Source organism: Caulobacter sp. FG7 (assembly GCF_057808875.1).
The window spans coordinates 93,962-116,994 of the sequence record NZ_JBMDIW010000003.1 but is presented as its reverse complement, the minus strand read 5'-3'; the positions used below and the strand labels follow the sequence as shown (position 1 = coordinate 116,994).

Genomic DNA, 23,033 nt, shown 5'->3' with positions numbered 1-23,033 from the left:
CGGAGTGGGCCGTTTCGCTTTCTCCCTTCTCGCGCTCGCCGCGCTCAGCGCCTGCGACCGAGCGCCACCCCGGACCGACGCCCTGCTCAGCGTCGATGGACGGACCATCGCGATGAGCGGCGGCGCCGGCGGAGCGGCACACGCCTGCTTCTCCTGCCACGGCCTCGACGGCATGGGCGACGGCGTCTCGGTCCCCCGCCTGGCCGGCCTCGAGGCCGGCTACCTGCAAAAGCAGATGGAGGACTACGCCTCGAGCATCCGCCCGGACAAGGTGATGGGTCAGATCGCCAAGCCGCTCGACGACAGGGCTCGCCGCGCCGTTGCGGCCTACTATGCGAGCTTGCCGACGGCGGGCGGTGACACCCCCAACAGGTCGCCGCCAGCGCTCTGGGCGGGAGGCGATCCGGTGCGTGGTCTCGCGCCCTGCGCCGCCTGCCATGGAGCCGAGGGGCAGGGTGTAGGCGCGGCCCAGCCGGCCTTGGCCGGACAACCCGCGGCCTATACCGCCGACCAATTCGCTCGCTGGAGGCGCGCGGTACGCCGCAATGATCCTCGCGGGGTGATGGCCGCGATAGCGAGCAAGCTCAGCGAGGACGAAGTCGCCGCCTTAGCGGCTTGGCTAGAGACGCGACCCGCTTTTCCAGCGCCCGCCAGCGGCGCTGCCAGCGCGTCCGCCGTCGAGGCTGCTGCGGCAGGATCGGCAGCATCCCGTGAAGGACGTCGTCGCGATCGATGAGGTGGTGCTTCAATGCGGCGCCGACATGGATAGGGATCATGGCGACAAGGCTGAGCGCGAGGCCCCAATGCAGCCACTCGGCGACGGCCTCGATCGTCCAGAGCGTCGCATGCGACAGCTCGCCCAGCGGCAGCAGAGGCCAGGGCGTCAGGTTCAGTAGGGTCAGCTCGGTGTCGCGGCTGGTCGCGGACACCATGGCCCAGCCCGTCAGCGGCAGGCCGAACAGGCAGGTGTAGAAGACGTAGTGGGTGATATGGGCCGCCGTGCTCTCCCAGCCAGGCTTGTCGGCGTCGTTGATGACGGCCGGGGCGAACAGCCGCCAGCCGACACGACCCAGCACCAGAACGAGCATCAGCACGCCGATCAGGTAGTGCAGTTCGTAGGCCGCCTGCATCTGGGCGCCGGGCGCCGCGAGGCCCATCCACCAGCCCCAGCCGAGCTGGAAGGCGACGAGCCCGGCCATGGTCCAGTGAAAGACGATGGCCACCGGCGAATAGCGTCCCTCATCGGCATGGCCGGCGGCCCATTCGAAGATGTTCTCGATCAGGCGGTCTATCATCGGGCTGCAAAGCCCGAGGCGCTACGCAGCAGCCGGCCGAGCAGGGCGAGCGCCGCGGCAAGGTAGACGCCGGCCGCCGGGATCCACATGACGAGGCCCGCCAGCTGCTGGTCGTCGAGCGGCGACAAGCCCCAGGACGCAGTTGTCAGGGCGTGCGGCGTGTAGAGCGCGCGCGGCATGAAGGTCAGCAGGGCGCCCAGCAGGCCCATTTGCACGGTGGTCGCCAGCAGTGCGGCGACGGCGGCCGGGGCCGGAGCGGCCCGGGCCGCACGCCAGAACATCATCGCCGACGCCAGCATGCTGGCTTGCATCAGCCAGTAGACGCCATGGTTCGACAGCGCCGCCTCGTAGAGCGCCGGGACATGCCACAGCCAGAAGGCCCCGGCGAAGACGAGCGTCGCGGCCGCAAGGCTCCGCGAGATGCGGGAGCGGGGCAGCGCCCAAACCATCAATGGCGCGGCGAGGCTGGTCAACAGCACGTGGTGCGCCGTGCGGGCCGAGAACAGCGCCGAACTGAGCGCGCAGAGGGGCGATACGAAGCTGACCAGCAATATCGCCATGGCCGCGAAGGCCAAGCCGCGCCTGGTCGGCGCGGCGACCCAAAGCCATGCGGACGTCAAGGCCAGCGCGCCGAGCAGCAGCGGGTCGAGGTTCCACCGGCCCCAGATCTCGGCGGGCGAGGGGCCGGCGCCGCAGTAAGGCGTCCAGGTCTCCATGGTTCAGCCCTTCGGCAGGGCGTAGGCGATCAGGTAGTCGCCCTCGGGCGTCTCCATGAAGTGATGCCCGCCGGCCATGATCACCACGTACTGGCGGCCGTCCTGCTCATAGACCATCGGATTGGCCTGGCCGCCGGCCGGCAGCACGTCGCTCCACACCGTCTTGCCGGTTTCCACGTCTACGGCACGGAACAGGTTGTCGGTCGCCGCGGCGATGAAGATCAGGCCGCCGGCGGTGACCGCCGAGCCGCCGTTGTTGGGCGTGCCGATGTCGATCGGCAGCATCGACGGAATGCCGAAGGGGCCGTTGCGCCGCGCCGTGCCGAACGGACGGTCCCATAGCGTGGCGCCGCTCTTCAGGTCGATGGCGCGGATGCCGCCATAGGGCGGGCGCTTGCACAGCATTCCCGTACCGGGCATCCGCCAGCCGGCGTTGACGTCGATGGCGTAGGGAACGCCCGTCTGCGGATCGCCAGCGCCTTCGGCTCCACCTGCCTTGGTCTTCTCGCGCGGATCGCCGCGCGGGAACCAGCCCTTGGCGTCGGCCACGGCGCGCGGCACCAGCTGGTTGTAGTTGGGCATGTCGTTGTAGTTGGCGACGATCACGCCGCGGCGCGGGTCCAGCGCGATCCCGCCCCAGTCCGAGCCGCCGTTATAGCCGGGATACTGGATCCAGCGGGCCTTGGCCTGCGGCGGGGTGTAGGGGCCGTTGTAGACGGCGCGCTTGAACTGGATGCGGCAGATCATCTGGTCGATCGGCGACATGCCCCACATGTCCTTCTCGGTCAGCCGGGGCTTGGCCAGGCTGTGATAGAGCGAGAACGGCTGGGTCTTGGCCCGCTCGGCCGGCTCGACGCCGCCGCCGGGAACCGCGCGCTCCTCGACACCCGTCAGCGGGCGGCCGGTGCGCCGGTCGAGGATGTAGATCTCGCCCTGCTTGCTGGGCAGGATGATCGCCGGCACGGGGCCGCCCGCCGTGGGGAAGTCGACCAGCGTGCCCTGCGAGCCCAGGTCATAGTCCCAGACGTCGTTATGGGCGGTCTGGAACTTCCAGCGCGGCTTGCCGGTGGCCACGTCCAGCGCCACCAGGGCCGAGGACCATTCCTTCTCCGCCGGGCGGCGCAGCGAGCTGTAGTAGTCGGCGGCCGAATTGCCCATGGGCAGGTAGACCAGGCCCAGGGCGTCGTCGCCGGTGGCCGTGGTCCACATGTTCGGCGTGCCGGGCGTGTAGGTGCGTCCCTGCGGCGGCAGGCCGGTGATGTCGGGGGCCATCATGTCCCAGGCAAAGCGCATCTGGCCGGTGACGGCGTCGTAGCCCTGGATGACGCCCGACGGCGCCCAGCGCTTCTGGCCGTCCAGCACCTGGTGGCCTGTGACGATGATCCCGCGCACGATGGTCGGCGCAGAGGTGATCGACACCATGCCGGGCACGACCTGGCCCATGCCGATCTTGATGTCGACCTGGCCGCCTTGGCCAAAGCCCGCACAAGGCTTTCCGTTGCGGGCGTCGACGGCGATCAGCCGGCCGTCCAGCGTGCCCTCGATGATCCGTGCGGCGCAGGCGGCGTCCGGCGCAGCGCCAGGCTGGACGAAGTAGGTCACGCCCCGGCACGCGGCCGTATAGGGGATAGCGTCCTTGGAGACCTTGGGATCATAGGCCCAGCGCTGCTTGCCGTCGCGAGCGTCCAGCGCGAACAGCTTGTTCATCGCCGAGCACAGATAGACGCTGTCGCCGATCTTCAGCGGGGTGGTCTCGGCGCCGAACTTCTCGGGCATGTCGCCGGTGCGGAAGGTCCAGACGCGCTCGAGCTTGCCGACATTGGCCTTGGTGATCTGGGCGGCGGCCGAGAAGCGCTGGGCGTCTTGCGAGCCGCCATAGGCGATCCAGTCGGCGCCCGTCGCAGCGCCGGGTCCGGCGAGCGCCGCAGGCAGCGGCTTGGCCGGCGTCGGGCGATTGGCCGCCGCGACGATCGCGCCGCCTGCGCTGACCAGTACGACAAACGCGGTGAGGCCAGCCAGCATCGGCTTGCTTCCCCTCCGCGTCAGCACCGGCAGCGACAGCACGACCAGCAGCAGGATCACCAGCGGCGCGACCAGACGCGGCACGAGCGCCCAGCCGTCCAGCCCCGTCTCCCAGAGCGCCCAGACAACGGTCAGCGCAAAGATGACGAAGTAGACGATCGCGCCGGCCGGCTTCAGTCGAGCGACCAGCACGCCCGCGATCAGCAGGCCGATCCCGGCCAGGACGTAATAGGGCGACCCGCCCAGGACGGCGAGCCAGGCGCCGCCGACGCCCAGCACCAGACCGATCAGAACCAGGAGAGCGCCCAGCAGGCGAACCAAGACCGACATGCATCTCTCCACCGAAGCTCGGTGCGACAACACCGGCGGGGAAGGGGATGTTCCGTGGCCAGGCTCTGAACCTCGGGGCGCATGGCGTGTTCAGCCGACATGACCAACACCGCCCTGATCCCCTCCGCCCTCATCGGCGCCGTCGCCAGCGCCCGATCGATGACCCCGATGGCCACCATCGCCTCGGCCCGCCTGGCGGGGCGCTCGACGCCCGGCAAGCTCGTCCTGCTCGACCATCCGCTGTTCAAGTTCGGCGCCCTGCTCATGGGGATCGGCGAACTGCTGGGCGACAAGATGAAGACCGCGCCCGACCGCACGGTCTTCCTGGGTCTTCTGGCCCGCGTCGCCAGCGCCGGCATCGCCGGCGCGGCCCTGGCCCCGCGCGGCCGCGAGAAGGCCGGGGCGGGCGTGGCGATCGCCACAGCCGTGCCGCTGGCCTACCTGACGCTGGCGGGACGCAAACGGGCGATGGCCAAGTTCGGCCAGACGCCCAGCGGTCTCGTCGAGGACGCCCTGGTCGTCGCCGCCGGCGTGGCGACCATCGCCTTCTTCACGCACCAGCAGTGGGGCGCCCGCGGCTGACGCGGCGCCCCTCCGCCGTCGACGTCGGGCGGCGTCAGGCGATGCCTGCGCCGCCGGTCACGCCATAGACCTCGCCGGTCGTGAAGCTGGCCTCCTGCGAGGCTAGCAGCACATAGACCGGCGCGATCTCGACCGGCTGGCCGGGACGGCCGAACTGGCTGTGTTCGCCGAAGTGCTGGACCTTCTCCTGGGTCTGGCCGCCGCTGGGCTGGAGCACCGTCCAGAACGGGCCGGGCGCGACCGCATTGGCCCGCACGCCATCCTTGATCAGCTGCTTGGCCAGGGCCTTGGTGAAGGCGACGATGCCGGCCTTGGTTGTGGCGTAGTCGAGCAGGTTCTCGGACGGCTCATAGGCCTGAACCGAAGCGGTGTTGATCACCGCCGCACCGGGCCGCAGGTGAGGGCGCGCCGCCTGGGTGATCCAGAACATGGCGTAGAGATTGGTCTTCAGCGTGTGGTCGAACTGCTCGCTGTCGATGGCGGCTATATCGGGGCGGCTGACCTGTTTGCCGGCGTTGTTGACCAGGATGTCGAGCCCGCCCAGGCCCTTGACCGCCTTGGCCACGAGCTCGCGGCAGAAGGCCTCGTCCTTTATGTCGCCGGGCAGGGCGATGGCCTTGCGGCCCTCGGCCTCGATCAGGGCGATGACCTCACGGGCGTCGCTCTCCTCGCTCGGCAGATAGCCGATCGCCACGTCGGCGCCCTCTCGGGCATAGGCGATGGCGGCGGCGCGGCCGAGGCCGGAGTCGGCGCCGGTGATCAGCGCCTTGCGGCCGACGAGCTTGCCTGAGCCGCGATAGCTTTCCTCGCCGTGGTCGGGCTTGGGATGCATCTTGGCGGCGAGGCCCGGGGCCGGCTGAGGCTGGGCCGGGAAGGGCGGCTTGGGATACTGCTCGCGCGGGTCCTGCATGCGCAGGCGGTCGTCCTGGCTCATCGTCGTCTCCAATGTGGGAAGGCGGCGCGCCGAAGGGACGCGTCGCCGGGAGGGGGAGGAAGCGAGCCGACCGTCAGGCCAGCATCCGCACCTTTGGTTCGCGGTCCCAGAAGCGCCTGGCCGCCGCGGCGAAGAATTCCGCGCCGAGATCGGTGACGCCCTCGTCCGGCTCGACGCCGGCCTTGTCGAGCAGGGGCTTTGCCGCCTCGGTCGTGCCGATTGCCTTCAAATGCCCGAAGGCGTCCATCACGAACTGGATGGCCGCCGCCTCCTTGAGGAGGGCCGCGCAGCCCTCGTCGGAAAGCACGAGCGCGATGGCGTCGACCGTCACCGAGGGCGTACCGGCCAGCTGGCCGTCGGCGGGGATCAAGGCTCCGTCGGCGCCCTTGGCCCCGCCGATCTTGGGGGCGATGACCTTGGCGACGGCGCCGGCCTCCTCGATCGCGGCTTTAAGCTTCTCGACCGCCTTGGCGTCCGAGCCGTCAGCGACCAGGATGCCAATCGCATGGCCCTTAATGTCCTTGGGTGCGCGCGGACCTTCCACGATCCGCAGGGCCGGCGACAGCTCCAGGTCCTGGACCGGCGCGGCGATCTTGGAGGCCTTGGGTAGGTCCATGGCAAGGCCCGCGGCTACCCGTTTGGCCAGGTCCGGATCGACATTGACCAGGTTCGACAGCATCCGCGTGCGGATCGCCTCGATGGCGACCTTGGAAAGCTCGAACACCAGGGCCGAGGCCAGGTGCGCCTGCTCGGCCGGGTACAGCGAGCGGAAGAACATTCGCGCCTGGCTGTAGTGGTCGGCGAAGCTTTCGGGCCGCACGCGCAGCTTCTCCACGACGATGTCGGCGCCGTCCTGGGTCGTGCGGAAACCCGTCACCGGGCACTCGCGCGGCCCACCGTCCTCGCCTGCGGTCTCGGCCAGGCTGTTGGGCTCGTAGTTGGCGCGGCCCTTGTGGACCTGCATCTGCATCATGCCGTCGCGCTGGAAGTTCATCACCGGGCACTTGGGCGCGTTGATCGGCAACTGGTTGAAGTTGGCGGCGCCCAGCCGGCTCTTCTGGGTGTCGAGATAGGAGAACAGGCGCCCCTGGAGCAGTGGATCGTCGGTGAAGTCGATCCCCGGCACGATGTTGGCCGGGCAGTAGGCGACCTGCTCAGTCTCGGCGAAGAAGTTGTCGGGGTTGCGGTCCAGCACCATGCGGCCGATCGGCGTGACCGGCAGCACTTCCTCGGGAATGATCTTGGTGGGGTCGAGCACGTCGTAGGGCAGGGCGTCGGCGAAGGCCTGATCGAAGGCCTGCACGCCCAGCTCCCACTCGGGGAAGTCGCCGCGATCGATGGCTTCGAAGAGGTCGCGACGCTGAAAGTCGGGATCAGCGCCCGCCAGCTTCACCGCCTCGTCCCACAGGGTCGAGGCCACGCCCTGCTTGGGCTTCCAGTGGAACTTCACGAAGGTCGCCTTGCCCTTGGCGTCGACCAGCCGGAAGGTGTGGATGCCGAACCCTTCCATGGTGCGCAGGCTCCGCGGGATCGTCCGGTCGCTCATCGCCCACATGATCATGTGGGTGGCCTCGGGCATCAGGCTGATGAAGTCCCAGAAAGTGTCGTGGGCGCTGGCCGATTGCGGATAGCCGCGATCGGCCTCCATCTTCACCGAGTGGATCAGGTCGGGGAACTTGATGGCGTCCTGGATGAAGAACACCGGGATGTTGTTGCCGACGAGGTCCCAGTTGCCCTCCTGGGTATAGAACTTCACCGCAAAGCCGCGCACGTCGCGCGGCGTGTCGACGCTGCCGGCGCCGCCCGCGACGGTCGAGAAGCGCACGAACACCGGCGTCTTCTCGCCAGGACGCTGGAAGAGGTCGGCCTTGCTGAGCTTGGCGGCGGCCTCATAGGCCTCGAAATAGCCGTGGGCGGCCGACCCTCGCGCGTGGACGATGCGCTCGGGGATGCGCTCGTGGTCGAAGTGGAAAATCTTCTCGCGCAGCACGAAGTCTTCCAGCAGCACCGGACCACGCAGGCCCGCCTTCAGCTGGTTCTGGTTGTCGGAAATCCGCACGCCCTGGTTGGTGGTCAGGTGGGCGTCCGGCGTATGCGGGCCGCCCTCCGGAACGCGCTGATGGGTCTCGTCGCCGACGCCGCGCTCGGTGGTCATGCCCTTGGCCATGTCAGTCTCCTGGAATGGGATCGTGGGGCAATCCGAAAGCCCCAAAGCCGGTTCCGAGCGTGGCCGGACCGGGCTGATGATCGTGTTGGTGATGAAGCTGTGCGGAGCGGCCAGGCGTTGAGGGCAGGCCACCTCCCGGGAGATCGCCGATGCCCGCCAAGTCCGCCGCCCAGCAGAAAGCCGCCGGAGCCGCTCTGTCGGCCAAGCGAGGCGACACGCCCAAGAGCAAGCTCAAGGGGGCGTCGAAGACGATGCTGTCGATGAGCGAGAAGCAGCTGGAGGAGTTCGCGCACACCAAGCGCAAGGGCATGCCCGAGCATAAGAACTGACCCTCGGAACAACGGCCCAACCGAGCGACGACTTGCTCCTAAAGGGGAGCGGTCGCCGCCCGATCGGTCCTGCTGGATCTAGTGAGAGGGCTGCTTGGAGAACTCCGCCATCAGCTCTTCCTTGCGCGCGGCCATGCGTTCGCCCATGGCTTCAAGATCCTCGTCGCCCTTCTTGGCCTGCGCGAAGAAGCCGCCGGGTTGTTCCTCTTCCTTGACGTGGTGCTTGATGTACTCGCCCAGCACCTTGACCTTGGCGTCGTAGAACTCTTCGCAGGGCTTCATCGCCTCGATCTCGGCGATCAGCTTCTTGGCGCCGTCGTGCTCGACATAGGCCTCGTCGATCAGGTCGTCCTCCACCTCGCCGCGGCTTTCGGGATAGAGGATCTCCTCCTCGATCTGGGTGTGGACCTTCAGGGCCAGCGCGATCTTGTCGAACAGGGCCTGCTTGTCGCGGTCGCTCTCTAGCTGTTCGTACTCGTCGAACATGGCCTCCACCTCTCGGTGGTCGGCCTTGAGCAGGCGGATCGCCAGGGGATCGCGCCGACCCGTACGGCGGGTGCGGCGGGCCTTGGCGGTTTTCGCGGCGGATTTCGAGGCGGCTTTGGCGGTGGGCATGTCGGCGCTCCGGTGGCGATTGTGCGCCGTTTCAAGCCGGAGCGTCGGCCGCCGGTTCCCATGGCCGTGCTAGTTGAGAGACGATTTCACCGGTGACCTTCGCGCGGCGTTATTTAAGTCGAATCAGCGACTTATGAGGTGCTCTTCGTCGGGTTCTCGACGGAGGAACGCTCGTTGCTTCCACCGCATTGGGGATGGGCCGGAGCATCCGGCGATCAACCCATCAGGGAGACGGCCATGGGCGAGAACGCCAACAACGATCGCATGCAGCAGCAGTCCAACGACGCTCAGCGCCAGCAAGTCGGCCAGCAGAACCAGCAAGGCGACACCCGCCAGCCGCAGCAACAGCAGACCAGCCCCCAGCAGGCCCAGCCAGATCAGCAGAACCAGCAGGGCGAGCGTCGTCCGGGCGAGCGCCAGGAAGGGCGCGACATCGAGGGCGAGGGCGAGGGCCTCGCGGGCGGCGTCGACACCGGCGCCATCCAGCCGGGCCGCACCGGTCAAGGCGACGTGGAACGCTAAACGTTCGTCGAGGCCGGCCTTCGGGTCGGCCTTTCTTCCTGCGCCGCCCGATCGATGCGTCTGGAGATCAGCTTTGAGTAGCGTGCTAGAGATTTCCCGCTTTGAAAGCGGATGGGCGGTGAAGCTTCTAACCCGACCTTGCGACAGCGAGATCCACTAGCCTCCGTAGTCATTAAGAGGCCCGTCTTTCGCCGACAAATCTCATTGAGAGATTTCAGCGGCCATACTGGATTGCCGCTGCTTGGCATTGAACAGCTTCTAGCAAACGGCTTGCTGCGCGAGACGGGCCCAGGCTCATCACGCCGCGCCTGAGGGCGGCACATGACGGCCGACCTCGACGTCCTGGTAGGCGGCCGCGCGGAAAGCGCCGGGCTCCATCATGAAGCCCCTGTCCCTGCCCTTGATCTCGCGGAAGACGGCCGGGACCTCGGCGTAGAAGTCGCGATGCAGCCAGCGGATGACATCCTGCGAGGCGGGGTCGCCCAGCTCGCCCGCGTGGAAGCGCGCATCGATCTGCGCCTGGACGATGACGTGGGCCCGCGCCTCAAGCTGCAGGTCGCGCTTGGCGGGATCTTCGGAGAGATCGCCCTCGACGGCGGCGGCGATGTCGCGCGGCCGCGTGTGGTGGCCCTCGATCAGGTTCGAGTAGTAGCAGTTCATGATCCGGACGAGGCCGGCGGCCTCGGCCTGCAGCGGACCGCGCAGGGCGTTGTCCAGACGGCCGGCCTTGAACGCCAGCTCGGCCAGCACCTCGTTGATCTCGCCGATCGACGAGTCTTCGAGGCGCATGGGCTCCAAGCAGCCGGGCGTTTCGATCATGGCTGTCATTTTGCCGATCTCTCGGGACTCAGTTCAGGCTCAAAAAGCTCAGGAAAATAAAGGATACATGGGATATTGATGTCGGAGATTTCCGATCTTGTTGCCGATCTCCTCGCCGATCCAGCCATTCTCAGGAACCGTCGAAGCGACGTCGACGACGACGAGCGGCGGGCCTGGCAGATCACCGACGGGTTATTACCTGTCCGAGGTCACCCACCCCTTAGCGGTCTTCGAGGCCGCCAAAATCCCGGTCGAGTTCGCGTCGATACAAGGCGGCGAGCCGCCGGTCCACGGTCTGGAACTGGATGATCCAGTGAACGCCCGGTACTGGAAGAATGAAGGCTTCCGAAGGTCCATGCGCACCACCTTGCGCCTCGAAGCCGTCGATCCCCAACGCTACTCGGCGATGCTCTTCGCCGGCGGCCATGGCGCGATGTGGGATTTCCGGGCAACACCGCGGTTCAACGGGTGGCGAGCGCCATCTACGAGCAGGGCGGGGTGGTATCGGCCGTCTGCCACGGGCCTGCGGCGCTGGTGGACGTTAAGCTGAGCAACGGCGACTATCTCGTGGCTGGCAAGCGCCTCGCTGCGTTCACCAACAGCGAGGAAAGGGCGGTCGGCCTCGACACGACCGTGCCCTTCCTTATGGCGGACAAGCTTTCGTCTCGCGGCGCTCACCATCAGGCGGCGCCCGACTGGACCGCCAAGGTCGTCGTCGACGGCAGACTGGTGACCGGCCAGAACCCGCAGTCGGCCGCCGGCGTGGGCGAGGCAGTTCGTGACCTAATGCTCAGCCCGAGATAGAGGCCAGGCGAGTGGCTGGCGCCTTCCGGATAATAGGTGAGCGGGAGGCGCCCGCCAGCGCTCGCTGCCATAGTGCGGCTCAGCGTTGGAAGTCCAGTTTCCGGAAGTGCGCTAAGGCCGTTATTGGCGCGACGCGGGCCAAGACGTCATCGGACTCGAAACACTAGCCACTGGGTCTGCTGGTTGACCGCGAAGTTGTCGTCCGACGCCTAGGCCAGAAGCAAGCGCTGGCCTCCCGTCGCCGGCGGAGCCTCGAGATTGGAGACAGTGACGCCCAGCAGCCGGACGCCGGCGCGCAACGGAAAGGCCGATCGAACGAGGTCCAGGGAGAGGCGCTGCAGCAGGGCCGGGTCGTCGATCGCGCTGGCCGCCGAACGGGCTCGGGTAGCCTGCTGGAAATCAGCATACTTGATCTTCACCGTGACCGTGCGGCCGAACGCCTGGGCCTTCAGGCACCAGGAAAAGACCTTGTCGGCGAGCGCCGCCACCTCAGCCTCGATACGGAGCGGATCGACAAGGTCGGCCTCGAAGGTCGTCTCCGATCCCGAGGATTTACGCTCCCGGCTGGGATTGACCGCGCGCGCATCAACGCCCCGTGCGATGCCGTAAAACCAGGGACCCGACTTGCCAAAGTGCTGCTGCAGAAAGGCCAGGGACTGGCGCGCTAGATCCTCGCCGGTATGGACCCCCAGCCGCTTCATCTTGGCCTCGGTCACCGCGCCGACGCCATAGAAGCGTCCGATCGGCAGGCTCGCCACAAAGGCCTGTCCCTGACCCGGCGAAACGAGGAACTGACCATCGGGCTTGTTCTGGTCGCTCGCCATCTTGGCCAGGAATTTATTGTAGGAAATGCCGGCCGAGGCTGTCAGGCCCGTCTCCTGCCGGATACGGGCCCGGATGGTCCTGGCAGTCTCCGTGGCGCTGCCTACGCCGGCCTTGTCGCCGCTGACGTCGAGATAGGCTTCGTCCAGCGACAGCGGCTCAACGGCGTCGGCGTAGTCGGCGAAGATCTCGTGGATCTGGTGAGAGACGGCCCGGTAGACGTCCATGCGGTGGGGGACGAAGACGAGCTGGGGGCATTTGCGCAAGGCCGTGCTGGAGGGCATGGCAGAGCGCACGCCGAATTTGCGGGCCTCGTAGCTGGCCGCGGCGATCACCCCGCGCGGGGCTGGCGAGCCGACCACGACCGGCTTTCCGCGCAGGCCAGGATCATCGCGCTGTTCGACTGACGCATAGAAGGCGTCCATGTCGATGTGGATGATCTTTCGCGCCGGCGACTCCATGCGCCAGCTCTACCATCATGTGAACGTAACGGGAACTTTCAGCTTCGACCCAGCCTCAGGGCTGGTCAGTCCAGGAGGCGGCGAGGCGGAAGATCTCCGCTCGAACGGTCGGCGGCATCCCAAGGGCCGCCCGCATGAAGCCGGTCGCACCGTCGACCTCGCAAAAGCGCGCCAGGAGGTCATCGCCCTGGTCGGTCTCCAGCCCGGCGAAGAAGGCCATGACTGGCACGTCCAGGACCCGCGCCATCTCCACCAGCTTGGAGGCGCTGATCCGATTTTCCCCGCATTCGTACTTCTGGATCTGCTGGAAGGTGAGGCCGATCGCGGCGGCCAGGTCGTGCTGGGAAACCGCCTTCGCCCGGCGATGACCGCGCAGCAGGGCGCCGATATGGCGGTCCAGGCTCTGGCTGACCTCCTGCTCCTTCATGCGTCCTCCATCGCCGCGCTATTGGCCAGCAAATCCTCCGGCGATCAAGACCCGCCTAGCGCGTCGACACCCGTGGCGTGAAGGCCGCTGACGCGGCCCCCTCAGTGATGAGCCGCAGATCCGCGCACGGAACAAGCACCGCTCCTGGGTGTAGTCTATACAAGAATCCGTCAGAGCTAGGCGCGGCCTTGGCGGTGTGAAGGAGCCATTAGCTGAGGGCTTTTTCATGCCTGAAGAAATGCACGTCGATCATCGTTCGCTTTTCCGTCTTGTGACAACTGTCATGGCGGCTGACCATACATCGATCTCGCGTCTGTCGGCCCTGAGGCTGATTTGCTCGGGAACGCCCGCGGCGATCGGGATCTTCATCGACCATGAAGACCTCTATCACCATGATCGAAAAGCCCGCACGTGATCGCTTCCAAGGCGCGTACTGGAGCCCATTGATGGGCGTCGACACCAACCGGGTGCGCGCCTTGATCGCCGTCTTCAAGGCCCAGGCAGGCTCAGGTTCGGTTCAGTAGACCAAGCGTCCCGCTTTGCGATCAACGAGCGTCCTTGGCTTGTTGAGCCCTTGCCGCTAGGTCGAATTCCGGAGGATGAGCGTCAGAGGCCCGCGCGGCCCTGACGCCGCTTAAAGACTAAGCCCTGCCAAGCCACGCTCACGGCGATCACCATAGCGCAGGCCAGAGCGATCCAGGCTGCCTCCGGCTTGGCGAAACGCTCGGCGACGTAGACGCCCACAAGGCCCCAGACGGCCGGCAGGCCGTAGGGCCAGAGCCGTGGCTGGCGCAGCACCACGAGTACGACCGTCAGGGCGACGACCAATCCGCCGATCGCAAAGCTAGGTGAGCCAGCATTGATCAGGCGTTCGGCGGTCAGGACGGTGAGAATGTTGAGAACGCCGGCGATGGTCAGCCACCCCGCCAGAAGGCATAGCGGCCACCAGGCCAGAACGTGGCTCCGTAGGCTGATTTCGGGCGCCGCGCGACTGGCGCGTGACAGCGCCAAGATCAGGGTGACGGCCGAAACGACGATGATCACGACGCTCGCCCAGCGCCCGTTAAGCGCCGAGGCCCAGATCCACAAACCCGTGCCGATGATTGCGGCGACCGCCGGCCAGGAGAGCGACTGGAGGGCCTGGTCGGCGCGTTGACGCGGGGCGGCCTGATAGAGAGCGTAGGCGATCAGCCCGCCATAGATCACTGACCAGATCGAGAAGGCGTAGCCGGCGGCCCGAAGCGTGGCGTCGCCCGCCTGCGAGAACTGGCTGGCGGTGAGACCAATGTCGAAAACCGCCCGAGCGATCGGGGAAACGATGGCGAAGACCACTGCAGCCAAGACGAATGTCTGTGCGCGGCTCATCGCTCTTGGCCGCGCTTGTCGGCGGCGGCCCGGGGCGCGCCGGGCGGGACGTAGAGCCCGGTAGCGGCGCCGGCGAGCCAGTTGGCGGCCCTCAAACGCGGGCCGTGCCTGGCGCAGGGGTCGCCATCGGTGTGTTTGATCCGCGGTTTGTCCTTGGCCATTGTCGAGGCCACGGCGTCACCGAAAGGTTCGGCGAACTGCATGGCGTCGCCGATCCGGCTCATGGAGGGCTTGTCCGTCCCGATCGGCGTGGCGTTGCGGTTCCAGACCAGGGCCGAGGCCTGCACCCCGTCCGCAAGGATCATCTCGGCTTCGGCGCCGAGCCCACCCACCGTGCCAGGAACGCGAAGGCCTATTGGTCCTGGGATCAGAAAGCCGCTGGCGGCCGAAAGCGCCGAGGCGGCCCTGCCGGTGGGGCTCACGCGCGTGACGACGGCGCGGACATGAGCGTCGGCGGCCTTGCCGGGCGCTGCAATTTCGTAGTGCTCGGAAAGCTCAAAACAGATCTGGGCGTCGATCTCGGCAAGAAGGTCACGCTTCTCCTCTGCCGATAGCCAGCGGGTGGAGGGCGTGTCGGCCAGCACGGCTGGCGGAAGGGATACCGCCGAAACGCCGTGCAGCCGCGTTTGGTCGATGCGCTGAGAAACGCCCGTACGCATGGCGCCATCTTGCTTTTGCAGGCCATCGTAGCTGGAAAGCGCGCCCGAGGGCGCGCCATGGGTCGCGCAGCCCGTCACGCTCACCGCTGCCAGAAGTGCCGCAACCTGTTTCATAAGCTGTCCCTCGGGATCAGCAAACGTGGTTCTCTAGGGCCTGTTCCGTTTAGCGTCGGAGGACGGAGCCTCAGTATTGTCCGGACGCTCGGAGGAGGCGCTCCTCGATCCAGCGCCTCTCAACGGAGAACGATATTCGCAATTTGACCTTATGTGATAGATTTTCGCGGCTCGACCTTGGTCCAGTGAACGAGCTTCGCGGCGCGCCCGATGGGTGAATGGCCTACGCAGCTGGTGAACGACTTTCACGGCCCCCAGAGCGTCGCCCGGCTTCGCCGCTGAAAGCCAAATCCTTGAGGACCGAGGCGAGGACCCGTGGCAGACCGACGCCTTCGGGCAAGTCACTGCCTGGCTCAAGAGCCTCGGCTTGGCGTGAGCCTGGTGACAGGCTTCAGGCGCTCTCGGAACACGGCGCGGCGGCCAGGCGCAGTTCGCGTCCTGCGCCCACGCTGCAGGGCCGCAGATTCCTAGGTTGTTAGAAACCGCACCAAGGCCCAATTTCCGATAAGATTTATTAGACGTGCTAGGTATGTAGCGACCGGATGAGAATGTCACCCCCGTGCCAGTTAGGCATGTCACCCTTCCAGCGTGTTGTCTGGAGGGCCTGGGATGGCGGTTCGGAGCATGAGCGACAAAGAACTGGCGCGGCTGGAGGTGCTGCGCGATCTCGATAGTCAGAGACTGACAGCGGCGGCCGCCGCCCAGCTCCTGGGCGTCAGTCGACGACAGACGCTCCCACTCCCCTGCCTTCAGACGAATTGGGCGACTTCGGCGAATCCAAATTCAAGTCCCTCTGCGCCAGGGCCCAGTTGGTCGCCAAGGCCGATCGCGATCGGTTCGGGTGGGACTTCGTCGTTCAAGAGCCCCTTGAGCACGACGAATGCGAGAGCGCCTCCCATATGACGAGCTTTGTCCAAGTCAAGTCGACCTGGCGCGGCCCCAGGGCAAGGTTTGCGAGGCCCGCGCCGATAGGATTAAATCCTACTCGGAAATCGGAGCATAGCCATGCGTTCCACCCAGCAATTCAGCGTCACGCTGCCCACGAGATGGCCGCCCAAGTGCGGGCAAAGGTCGCGTCTGGCGACTACGCCAGCGAAAGCGAAGTGATCCGCGAAGGTCTTCGCGCGCTGCAGGCCCGCGACCGCGCGTTCGACACCTGGCTTAGCGGTGAAGCCGCCAAGGCCTATGATGCCATTCAGGTCGACCCGTCGCGCGGACGGTCGAGCCAGGATGTTCGCGCGACCTTATCCGCCGAGCACGAGCGCGCGACCAAGGCCTGATGCCAGTAGGCCCGGATGTAGAACCGGCGGCTATGTGCAAGCGCTGCGACGTGGCAGCCGTGACGCCGTGCTCCTGAAGCACATTGTCGCCCTCTGCTGTGACCTGGGCATGACGACGATCGCCGAGATGGTAGAAACTCGCGACGCCGCCAATTTGCTCCGCGACCTGGGTGTCGAGCTAGGCCAAGGGTGGCACTTCGCTAAGCCTCTTCCCAAACCCCAGTGGCGCGCCGCAGCGCCGCCGCTGACCAAGCGAATGGGGACGGTGGATGAGTGGAGATAGCTTTGGCCAGAAAGAGCAGGTCGAGAACCCTTTCCGATGATCACCAAAGGGGTGTGTCGGTTTAGGAGCCCGCCGCGTTCCGTCGAACCCCGATGGATAGGCGAACGCCGCTCGTCGCAGCTTCGAGAGAAGCGCGATGGTCGAGGGATCGTGATATCCGACGAACTTCGCGGTGCACGACAGGCTCCGGCAGGCCGGTAGAGCCGCGTCCGGCTGCAACTGAGAATGATCCAGCGCCCGCCTCCCGCCGTATAGAGCGTGACAGAGGAGGCGACATGTCCGACAAGGTCATCCGTGCGGCCGCGATAGCAGGTTTGGTCGCGACGTGCGCGGCGTGCGCCAGCGGCGGCGCCTCGTATTCCGGCTTTCTAAGCAGCTACGATGGCCTGGCCAAACGGCCTGGCAGTGTTCGAGCCACGGTGTACGAGCGCCGCGACGAGGCGATGGCCGCGCCAATCGAACAGCTCTGGATCACGCCCGCCGCGAGCCATTCGAGCGAGGCCCTGTCGGTCGAGGACGAGCACCGCCAGGCGGTGCTGACTGAGGTCGACCGGCAGGTCTGCTACGAGCTGAGCAAGCGCTTCACCCTGATCGACGCCCCCTCCCCCGACGCGGGGACCGTCAAGGTCGGCGTGACCCGCATCGAACTCACCAACCAGGCCGGGGCGGCCGCCTCGGCGGTGGCCAATTTCTTCATCCCGGGTCCGGTCTCGCTGCGGGCGCCGGGCGGGGTGGGCGGGCTGTGGGCCGAGGCCGAGCTCTTGGCGCCGGACGGCGCCCAGGCGGCCGCCCTGGTCTGGAGCCGGCAGGCCATGGTCGTGGGCGCCGACAAGCCATCGCTGTCGCCAGTCGGGGACGCCCACCAACTGGCCGAACCATTCGGGGACGCCGTGGCGGCAGCCCTGACGCCGCGCGACCGCAAGCCGCGTCCCGTGGCGACGCCCGACCCTTGCGAGCGCTTCGGACCGCGCCTGCGCCCCGAGGGGCTGCTCCTGCGCATGACCACCGGCCTCTATCAACCGGAGCTGAGCGGCGCCAAGCCGCCGCCTCGCGACGAGACGTCCGGCGACCCCAGCCAGCGCCCCTAGAGGCGCACGAAGGGCGCAAGCAGCTTGCCCAGCCTGCCGGGCAGCATGATCTGGCCGTCCAGCGCGGCGACGCAGAGGCAGGGCTCCTTGGAGACGACCTTGGGCTGGTGCGTCACGCTCGGGTCGGCCTCCTCGAAGTCGCCGCGCGAAAAGACGCCGTCCTCGGTGGCGTAGGCGCCGTCGATCACGCAGGTCAGTTCGACGCCCCCGTGGGTGTGGCGCGGCGCCGACTGCCCCGAGGCGATCTTCAGCAGGATGACCCGGCAGTCGCCCTCCCGGGTTCCGAGCACGTCGCGAACATGCACGCCGGGCCCCAGCCAGCGCCAGGGCCCGAGCGCGAACTGGTCGAGCGGCGCGGGCAGGACAGGATCGGCCGAGGCCGGCCTCGGCTCGGCCGCGAATTCGTCGGCGTCCAGGCGCGCCATGACGTCCCGCCGGGCGTCCAGGCTGATCGCCTCGGGCGCCTGGTCGTCGAGCAGCACCCCGCCCACGGCCGCGCCGAGCTCGGCCCACGGGCGCGTGGTTGGCCGCAGGCTGAGGTGAGCGGCCACGACGACGGCTTCGGGGAAGCTCAGGGTTCCCGCGGCGAAGGCCAGCAGCCTTTCCTCGCTGGGCTGGCGGCGAAGGCTCATTGCGCGTCTCCCCTGTCCCTTTCGATGCAGGCCCGCAGCTTCATCATGCCGAACCGGATGCGCGCCTTGACCGTCCCGAGCGGAACGCCGAGCGTCCTGGATATCTCCGTATGGGTCTGCTCCTGGAAGAAGGCCATTTCGATGGCGGCCGCCTGGTCGGCGTTGAGGCTGAGCATCGCCGCCCTCACCCGCTGTGCGTCCTGCGCGCCGCTGAGGATGGCGTCGGGCTGGGCCGGCTCCTCCGCCTCCAGGTGAAAATCGAGCTCATGAAGGGTGACCGAGCCGCGCCTGAAATGGTCGATGCGCAGGTTTCGGGCGATGGTGAAGATCCAGGCCGCCGCCGAGGCGCGCGCGGGATCGAAGAGGTGCGCCTTGCGCCAGACGACCAGCAGGGTTTCCTGGGCCAGTTCCTCGGCCGCCGAGGCGCTGGCGCCGCCGCGCATCAGCAGCGCCTTGATCCTGGGCGCATAGTGGTCGAACAGCCCCGCGAAGGCGTCGCGGTCGCGGCTCGCGCCGACACGCACGACGAGGTCGTCCAGCGCGCGCGAGGAACTCACGGCGTGACGGCCTGCAGGGTGTGCGGATAGGGCCCGAGTCGCATGCATGCCGATGATACGGCACGGCTGCGCTACCGGATCACCGGAAACGAAAAATAGCGCGCGCGGCCATCCGATCGGCGACCTCGGCCGTAGGACCTCCGGACATGTCCAGCCTCGCCCCGCGGCGCGGCGGACGCCACCCTGACGAGGGCCGCCTCAGATGAGCGACACATCCCTGGACCTGCGCATCGCCGGCGCATCGCGCGGCTCGCCCCTGTTCGACCTGGTCATGCGGCTGCTCTCGGCGCGCTGGACCTGGGGAGAACTGACGATCGTCACGCCCAGCGGCGAGCGCCGTCACCTGGCGGGCGTCGCCCCGGGCCTTGCCGCCACCATCGTCGTGCGCGACTTCCGCTTCGCCGCGCGGGTGCTGGCCAACGGCGACATCGGCTTTGCCGAAGGGTTCATGGCGGGGGAATGGGACAGCCCCGATCTGGCGGCGCTGCTGACGACCTTGGCCAACAACTACGACCACATCCGGCGCCTGTTCGACGGCGGCCTGCCGATGAAGCTCGCCAACTGGGCGTTCCATCGCCTGCGCGCAAACAGCAAGGCCGGGTCGCGGCGCAACATCCACGCCCATTACGACCTGGGCAACGCCTTCTACGGGGCCTGGCTGGACGAGACCATGACCTATTCCGCGGCCCGGTTCGAGCATCCGGGCCAGTCGCTGGAAGCCGCCCAGACGGCCAAGTACGAGAGTCTGGCCGCCCTGATTGACCTCAGGCCCGGCCACAGCGTCGTCGAGATCGGCTGCGGCTGGGGCGGGTTCGCCCAGTTCGCTGCGGCCAGGATCGGCGCCCGGGTCACCGCCGTGACCATCTCGCAGGAACAGCACGACTTCGCGCGCCGCCGGATCTTCGAGGCCGGCCTGTCCGAGCGGGTCGACATCCGCCTGCTCGACTATCGCGACCTGACGGGCCAGTTCGACCGCGTGGCGTCCATCGAGATGCTCGAAGCGGTGGGGCGCGACTACTGGGGCGTCTATTTCGACAAGCTGGGCTCGCTGCTGAAGCCCGGCGGCCGCGCCGGCCTGCAGGTGATCACCATCCAGGATGCGCTGTTCGAAGAATACGACGCCCGCACCGATTTCATCCAGCGCTACGTGTTCCCGGGCGGCTCTCTCCCCTCCGAGAACCGCCTGGCGCCGCTGATCGCCGCCCGGGGCCTGCGCTGGCGCAGGACCGAGCGGTTCGGCCAGGACTACGCCAAGACCCTGGCGCTGTGGGCCCAGCGGTTCGAACGCGCCTACCCCTTCATAGCCGAGAGCTCAAAGACCTTCGACGCGCGCTTCCGCAGGCTTTGGCTCTTCTATCTCGCCTATTGCGAGGCGGGGTTCCGAACAGGCCGCACCGACGTCATCCAGATGGCGATCGACAAGCACGGCTGAACGCCCTGCGACCGCGAGGCGGTTGGGCGCGCATTGAGCCAAATTGCAGGTCGGTTGTTGACGATAAAGCCCGCTGAGCGGTGTTCGTCTCAGGCGAAGAGTCGCCCCATCAGCTGCGCCTGGGCTTTGCCCTGACGCGAATTTCACGCGTTCTGAGCCTGCAGTTGCGGCTGGTGGACAATGGCGACGCGGGCACCCGGTCCGGAACCATCCACGACGACCTCGGCCCTCAACTGCTTGGCCAGGGCCTGGATGATGCTCGAGCCGAGGCCAACCCTGACGGATCCGCTTGCGGGCGGCATGCCCACGCCGTCGTCGGCGACCGACAGCGTCCAGCCGCCTTCCGAGGCGCTGTACTCCACCCAGATATGCCCGCCCTCGCGACCTGGAAATGCGTGCTTGAGGGCGTTGATGACCAGCTCGGTGACGATCAGCCCCATGCTTACCGAAACCTCCGCGGCCACCCAGTGCTCGTCGCTGACGACCGAAAGGGTCAACTTCTCGGGGTTGGAGACCATCGAGGCGGCGATGCCATCGCACAGCGCCCTGAAATAGGCCTTCAACTCCACTTCCCCCTCCCCCGACTCCACCAGTTGACGCTGGAGAGCGGCGACCGACATCACGCGACTGTGGGCGTCGGCGACATGGGCGCGGATCTCGGGGGACGTCGCGTTGCGAGCCGACTGCATCAGGATGCTGGCGATGATCTGCAGGCTGTTGGCGATCCTGTGCTGCAGTTCGTCGAACAGCACGGCCTTCTCGCGCACCAGGTCGTCCTTGACGCGGTCGGCGAGGCGCGCGTCCGTCACGTCGAAGATGGTCAGAAGCAGAAGCGGGTTGGAAGGATCGCCGTAGTCGAGCCGGCGCGCCCTGATCACCAGCCGCCTGGCGTCCTCGCCAGCTCGGACCAGATCCATCTCACCGGCCTCGACGGCGCCGCCCCCCTTCAGCGCGGCGGCGAGCAAGTCGCGCAACGACGGCGCGCTCCATTCGCCTTGGCCAAGGACGAACGCCGACAGGCCGACCGCCTTCTCCACGTCGATGCGAAAGGCTTCGGCGAAGGACTCGCTCGCCGCGACGATCCTGAAGTCGCCATTGAGCAGAAGTATGGGCGCATCCGATGAGGACACCAGGGCCTGGGCCAGGGCGTCGATGGGCGACGGAACGGGGCGAGCCTCATCGAGCATAGGGGGATCCACGACCCGAAGGCTCTCGAAACGACAGCCGTTCCCGGGCGAGAGATCGGCGCTTGCGCCGGACTCTCAACGCCGCGCCGAAGCTTTAGTTCTAGCACAAATCGGGATCGGCTCCGACGACCAGACCCGGGCGACGAAACCGCGCAGCGGGATCCCGAACCATAGCGTCGCTTGAACGTTTGTATTGGAGCGGCTTTCGCTGGCGCCTTCCCCGGCTCGGGGTTTCGAAAGGGCTCGCCATGTCACCGACCTTCGAAGACGCGCTGGAAGTGGTCCTCAGCCACCTCGACAATCCGCCGGCCGAGGGAACGCCGGAGGACGAAGCCTTTCTGGCCGCCCTCGGCGAGGTTCTCGTCGCCTCCCAAGGCGGTCTGGACAACGATGACGGCGCCAAGCAAGCCATCGTCATCGATGATGATCTGCGAACCCGGCTCGAGGCCATCGCCCATCGCCGTCGCCTCAACCCGTTCGGCGAACACCCCGACGGCATCGGCCCGACGCTCGGCATGGACTTGAGGGTGAAGCCGCCGCGGTGAACATCGGCCCATCCGATAGCAACGACGCCCCAGAACACTAGAAAAAAGCACGAGGATAAATAGCAGCCACGAGCTTAGATCAAATACAACAATCCTGCTAAGCCATATAAATTTGTCGCAATGATGAGCATCGCGCACATATTTTTACCGCCACTCTCGTGGTTGAATACGATTTATTATTTTATGGTAGAGGATTAGAATCCCGCAAAATCGACAGCCTTCGCAAAAAGCTCTCCGCGACTCTTGACATCTAGTTTTCGATAGGCGTGCTTGATGTGGGTGCGCAGGGTTTCGATCGAGATATCCTGCTTCTGGGCGATCTTTCCCGTCTCCAGCCCCGTCAGCATCATCGAAACGATTTGCGCCTCGCAAGGCGTGAGGTGATGGATCTGAAGCATCGCCTCGTAGGAAACCGGCCCGGCCATACGATGAGCGGCGAAGCCGATGCTGGCGTCGTCACCAATAATCAGTTGCTGCGCCCATAATAGCCATTGCTGACCAGCGCCTGCTGGCGTGATGGCATAGAGCGCCACGTCCAGCCCGACCTCCTGAAGCAATCGCGCGAGGATCGCGGCCGTCGCAGGATCCCCTGAAACCAAGTTGTCCTCAACGGCCCTGAAGCTGCCGCCATCACGGACCATCCGGTAGGCGGCGTCGTTGGCCCAATGGATACGCCCGGATCGCGAGAGCAACATCTTGGCCCGGGGATCGGTATTGACCCAGGCCGTGATCGCGCGTGACCAGGCGGGGAGTATTCCGAACTCATCTTCGAACATGAAGACCGTCTGCTCCGAATCCAGATCGTCGGCCTCATCGCCCATGGCGACAAAGCCCGAGACGCCCACCCTCATCGCTTCCTCCCTCGTCGGCCGCGTCGCTTGATACGACTTCGACCCATGCATCGAGCATAAGAACTCGCACACCAGCCCTACGATCCACTCTAACCATTAATAATCGAATTGGCATACCCGATCCGGGTGACACATCAGTAAGTCAAAATAAATACAAGGATACAAAAATCTGGATTTTTAACAATTAGACTAAGC

General features: G+C 66.8%; 26 protein-coding genes and 1 pseudogene. 11 read left to right on the top strand and 16 right to left on the bottom strand.

Annotated elements, in window-relative coordinates; all coding sequences use genetic code 11:
* Positions 1 to 112 precede the first annotated feature (112 nt).
* Positions 113 to 568 (top strand): annotated as a pseudogene (locus ACODR1_RS03710) (c-type cytochrome); the annotation flags it as partial.
* 16 nt (positions 569 to 584) lie between these two features.
* Here the strand turns inward: ACODR1_RS03710 and ACODR1_RS03705 are convergent.
* The 3 genes from ACODR1_RS03705 to ACODR1_RS03695 are packed head-to-tail and all read right to left on the bottom strand — an operon-like array spanning position 585 to position 4,363.
* Positions 585 to 1,295, bottom strand: coding sequence for a cytochrome b (locus ACODR1_RS03705; protein ID WP_488879247.1), 711 nt, complete (start codon positions 1,293 to 1,295; stop codon positions 585 to 587).
* The gene (locus tag ACODR1_RS03700; RefSeq protein ID WP_488879246.1) at positions 1,292 to 2,011 is read right to left on the bottom strand and encodes a cytochrome c oxidase assembly protein; all 720 of its coding nucleotides are present in this window, start codon (positions 2,009 to 2,011) and stop codon (positions 1,292 to 1,294) included. The genes ACODR1_RS03705 and ACODR1_RS03700 overlap by 4 nt, the downstream gene beginning before the upstream one ends.
* Before the next feature lie 3 nt (positions 2,012 to 2,014).
* The gene (locus tag ACODR1_RS03695; RefSeq protein ID WP_488879245.1) at positions 2,015 to 4,363 is read right to left on the bottom strand and encodes a membrane-bound PQQ-dependent dehydrogenase, glucose/quinate/shikimate family; all 2,349 of its coding nucleotides are present in this window, start codon (positions 4,361 to 4,363) and stop codon (positions 2,015 to 2,017) included.
* 99 nt (positions 4,364 to 4,462) lie between these two features.
* Here ACODR1_RS03695 and ACODR1_RS03690 point away from each other — a divergent pair, with 99 nt between their 5' ends.
* The gene (locus ACODR1_RS03690) at positions 4,463 to 4,945 is read left to right on the top strand and encodes a hypothetical protein (RefSeq protein ID WP_334350785.1); all 483 of its coding nucleotides are present in this window, start codon (positions 4,463 to 4,465) and stop codon (positions 4,943 to 4,945) included.
* 34 nt (positions 4,946 to 4,979) lie between these two features.
* Here ACODR1_RS03690 and ACODR1_RS03685 read toward each other — a convergent pair whose 3' ends face one another.
* Positions 4,980 to 5,879 (bottom strand): SDR family oxidoreductase, encoded by a 900-nt coding sequence (locus ACODR1_RS03685; protein WP_488879244.1) that lies wholly within the window; start codon positions 5,877 to 5,879, stop codon positions 4,980 to 4,982.
* A 73-nt stretch (positions 5,880 to 5,952) separates the two neighbouring features.
* Positions 5,953 to 8,046 carry a catalase gene (locus ACODR1_RS03680; RefSeq protein ID WP_488879243.1) on the bottom strand — a complete coding sequence of 698 codons (2,094 nt, stop codon included), beginning with the start codon at positions 8,044 to 8,046 and terminating at the stop codon, positions 5,953 to 5,955.
* 149 nt (positions 8,047 to 8,195) lie between these two features.
* Between ACODR1_RS03680 and ACODR1_RS03675 the strand changes: the two genes are divergently transcribed.
* A complete protein-coding gene (locus ACODR1_RS03675; RefSeq protein ID WP_488879242.1) occupies positions 8,196 to 8,375 on the top strand; it encodes a DUF3008 family protein in 180 nt (59 codons plus the stop codon).
* Between the two features lie 78 nt (positions 8,376 to 8,453).
* On the opposite strand, the gene ACODR1_RS03670 is transcribed toward ACODR1_RS03675, so the two are convergent.
* Positions 8,454 to 8,990: a hemerythrin domain-containing protein gene (locus ACODR1_RS03670; RefSeq protein WP_488879241.1), complete on the bottom strand. Its 537-nt coding sequence runs from the start codon at positions 8,988 to 8,990 to the stop codon at positions 8,454 to 8,456.
* Between the two features lie 237 nt (positions 8,991 to 9,227).
* Between ACODR1_RS03670 and ACODR1_RS03665 the strand changes: the two genes are divergently transcribed.
* A complete protein-coding gene (locus ACODR1_RS03665) occupies positions 9,228 to 9,512 on the top strand; it encodes a hypothetical protein (RefSeq protein ID WP_101717690.1) in 285 nt (94 codons plus the stop codon).
* A 297-nt stretch (positions 9,513 to 9,809) separates the two neighbouring features.
* Here ACODR1_RS03665 and ACODR1_RS03660 read toward each other — a convergent pair whose 3' ends face one another.
* Both ACODR1_RS03660 and ACODR1_RS03655 read right to left on the bottom strand, forming a co-directional pair.
* A complete protein-coding gene (locus ACODR1_RS03660) occupies positions 9,810 to 10,301 on the bottom strand; it encodes a Fic family protein (protein ID WP_488879240.1) in 492 nt (163 codons plus the stop codon).
* A gap of 250 nt (positions 10,302 to 10,551) precedes the next feature.
* Positions 10,552 to 10,758 (bottom strand): hypothetical protein, encoded by a 207-nt coding sequence (locus tag ACODR1_RS03655; protein ID WP_488879239.1) that lies wholly within the window; start codon positions 10,756 to 10,758, stop codon positions 10,552 to 10,554.
* Positions 10,759 to 10,766: 8 nt separating this feature from the next.
* Here ACODR1_RS03655 and ACODR1_RS03650 point away from each other — a divergent pair, with 8 nt between their 5' ends.
* A complete protein-coding gene (locus tag ACODR1_RS03650) occupies positions 10,767 to 11,135 on the top strand; it encodes a type 1 glutamine amidotransferase domain-containing protein (RefSeq protein WP_488879238.1) in 369 nt (122 codons plus the stop codon).
* 209 nt (positions 11,136 to 11,344) lie between these two features.
* Here ACODR1_RS03650 and dinB read toward each other — a convergent pair whose 3' ends face one another.
* The gene (dinB, locus tag ACODR1_RS03645; RefSeq protein WP_116490071.1) at positions 11,345 to 12,418 is read right to left on the bottom strand and encodes a DNA polymerase IV; all 1,074 of its coding nucleotides are present in this window, start codon (positions 12,416 to 12,418) and stop codon (positions 11,345 to 11,347) included.
* A 55-nt stretch (positions 12,419 to 12,473) separates the two neighbouring features.
* Complete coding sequence (locus ACODR1_RS03640; protein WP_488879237.1) at positions 12,474 to 12,845, bottom strand: helix-turn-helix domain-containing protein; 372 nt, start codon at positions 12,843 to 12,845, stop codon at positions 12,474 to 12,476.
* 374 nt (positions 12,846 to 13,219) lie between these two features.
* Between ACODR1_RS03640 and ACODR1_RS03635 the strand changes: the two genes are divergently transcribed.
* The gene (locus ACODR1_RS03635) at positions 13,220 to 13,369 is read left to right on the top strand and encodes a hypothetical protein (protein WP_488879236.1); all 150 of its coding nucleotides are present in this window, start codon (positions 13,220 to 13,222) and stop codon (positions 13,367 to 13,369) included.
* Positions 13,370 to 13,451: 82 nt separating this feature from the next.
* On the opposite strand, the gene ACODR1_RS03630 is transcribed toward ACODR1_RS03635, so the two are convergent.
* Both ACODR1_RS03630 and ACODR1_RS03625 read right to left on the bottom strand, forming a co-directional pair.
* The gene (locus ACODR1_RS03630) at positions 13,452 to 14,210 is read right to left on the bottom strand and encodes a hypothetical protein (protein WP_488879235.1); all 759 of its coding nucleotides are present in this window, start codon (positions 14,208 to 14,210) and stop codon (positions 13,452 to 13,454) included.
* Positions 14,207 to 14,983 (bottom strand): DUF3313 family protein, encoded by a 777-nt coding sequence (locus tag ACODR1_RS03625; protein WP_488879234.1) that lies wholly within the window; start codon positions 14,981 to 14,983, stop codon positions 14,207 to 14,209. The genes ACODR1_RS03630 and ACODR1_RS03625 overlap by 4 nt, the downstream gene beginning before the upstream one ends.
* Before the next feature lie 1,046 nt (positions 14,984 to 16,029).
* Between ACODR1_RS03625 and ACODR1_RS03620 the strand changes: the two genes are divergently transcribed.
* From ACODR1_RS03620 to ACODR1_RS03610, 3 genes are all read left to right on the top strand, one after another.
* On the top strand, positions 16,030 to 16,263 hold the full coding sequence (locus ACODR1_RS03620) for a ribbon-helix-helix domain-containing protein (protein WP_116490069.1): 234 nt from the start codon (positions 16,030 to 16,032) through the stop codon (positions 16,261 to 16,263).
* On the top strand, positions 16,169 to 16,546 hold the full coding sequence (locus ACODR1_RS03615) for an EAL domain-containing protein (protein WP_116490068.1): 378 nt from the start codon (positions 16,169 to 16,171) through the stop codon (positions 16,544 to 16,546). The genes ACODR1_RS03620 and ACODR1_RS03615 overlap by 95 nt, the downstream gene beginning before the upstream one ends.
* A 275-nt stretch (positions 16,547 to 16,821) precedes the next feature.
* Positions 16,822 to 17,634 (top strand): DUF3313 family protein, encoded by an 813-nt coding sequence (locus ACODR1_RS03610; RefSeq protein ID WP_165828774.1) that lies wholly within the window; start codon positions 16,822 to 16,824, stop codon positions 17,632 to 17,634.
* On the opposite strand, the gene chrR is transcribed toward ACODR1_RS03610, so the two are convergent.
* Both chrR and ACODR1_RS03600 read right to left on the bottom strand, forming a co-directional pair.
* Positions 17,631 to 18,266 carry a cadmium/peroxide/UV radiation responsive anti-sigma factor ChrR gene (chrR, locus tag ACODR1_RS03605; RefSeq protein ID WP_488879233.1) on the bottom strand — a complete coding sequence of 212 codons (636 nt, stop codon included), beginning with the start codon at positions 18,264 to 18,266 and terminating at the stop codon, positions 17,631 to 17,633. The two genes, ACODR1_RS03610 and chrR, sit on opposite strands and share 4 nt — an antisense overlap.
* Positions 18,263 to 18,823, bottom strand: a complete 561-nt coding sequence (locus ACODR1_RS03600) for a sigma-70 family RNA polymerase sigma factor (protein ID WP_240621427.1) — start codon at positions 18,821 to 18,823, stop codon at positions 18,263 to 18,265. The genes chrR and ACODR1_RS03600 overlap by 4 nt, the downstream gene beginning before the upstream one ends.
* Positions 18,824 to 19,025: 202 nt before the next feature.
* Here ACODR1_RS03600 and ACODR1_RS03595 point away from each other — a divergent pair, with 202 nt between their 5' ends.
* The gene (locus ACODR1_RS03595; RefSeq protein ID WP_488879232.1) at positions 19,026 to 20,255 is read left to right on the top strand and encodes a class I SAM-dependent methyltransferase; all 1,230 of its coding nucleotides are present in this window, start codon (positions 19,026 to 19,028) and stop codon (positions 20,253 to 20,255) included.
* 143 nt (positions 20,256 to 20,398) lie between these two features.
* Here the strand turns inward: ACODR1_RS03595 and ACODR1_RS03590 are convergent, their stop codons facing one another.
* Positions 20,399 to 21,442 (bottom strand): sensor histidine kinase, encoded by a 1,044-nt coding sequence (locus ACODR1_RS03590; protein ID WP_488879231.1) that lies wholly within the window; start codon positions 21,440 to 21,442, stop codon positions 20,399 to 20,401.
* Between the two features lie 248 nt (positions 21,443 to 21,690).
* Between ACODR1_RS03590 and ACODR1_RS03585 the strand changes: the two genes are divergently transcribed.
* Positions 21,691 to 21,987, top strand: a complete 297-nt coding sequence (locus tag ACODR1_RS03585; RefSeq protein ID WP_488879230.1) for a hypothetical protein — start codon at positions 21,691 to 21,693, stop codon at positions 21,985 to 21,987.
* A gap of 194 nt (positions 21,988 to 22,181) precedes the next feature.
* Here ACODR1_RS03585 and ACODR1_RS03580 read toward each other — a convergent pair whose 3' ends face one another.
* Positions 22,182 to 22,838, bottom strand: a complete 657-nt coding sequence (locus ACODR1_RS03580) for a response regulator transcription factor (protein WP_488879229.1) — start codon at positions 22,836 to 22,838, stop codon at positions 22,182 to 22,184.
* Positions 22,839 to 23,033: the final 195 nt, after the last annotated feature.